Origin of the sequence: Streptomyces gottesmaniae (assembly GCF_031845845.1) — a bacterium.
Lineage (GTDB): Bacteria > Actinomycetota > Actinomycetes > Streptomycetales > Streptomycetaceae > Streptomyces > Streptomyces akebiae.
This window is the reverse complement of record NZ_JAVRFJ010000175.1, coordinates 1-399: the sequence shown is the minus strand read 5'-3', so window position 1 is coordinate 399 and position 399 is coordinate 1. Positions and strand designations below refer to the sequence as shown.

Annotated in this window: 1 protein-coding gene; it reads right to left on the bottom strand. The window is 66.2% G+C overall.

What is annotated here, in order from left to right:
• A partial coding sequence (locus RM704_RS44940; RefSeq protein WP_311593646.1) for a helix-turn-helix domain-containing protein occupies positions 1–143 on the bottom strand: 143 nt, incomplete at its 3' end.
• Between the last annotated feature and the right edge of the window lie 256 nt (positions 144–399).

Sequence of the window (399 nt, the reverse complement as noted above, 5' to 3'; positions counted from 1 at the left end):
TCCGGGTCCCGCATGGGAACCCAGCCGCGTTCCATCTTCACGACCTTCGTCGCGGTCGCGGAGATGGCACCCGCCGCCTGCTGCTGCGTCTTACCCGAGGCGTCTCGCAGCCGCAGTAGTTCAGCACCCAGCTTGCGCCCCAGAACCGTCGAGATCCGGTTGCCTGCCGCTTGAGTTGATCGCGTCACGGTCACAGTGTGTCCGCCGAGCTGCCGCCGAGTCCAACTCTGGGACATATCTTCCCCGAATAGATTGCTCCAGGAGCCTCCTCATGACTACGGTGAGTGCCCAGCCGCTCACTCGACGGCTCCGCCCGACGGCGGAAGCGCACCGCCCTGCCCTCACTCAGGTGCGGCAGAGACACCGCCGTCCGTACCAGGAGACGGATCCCCCATGACC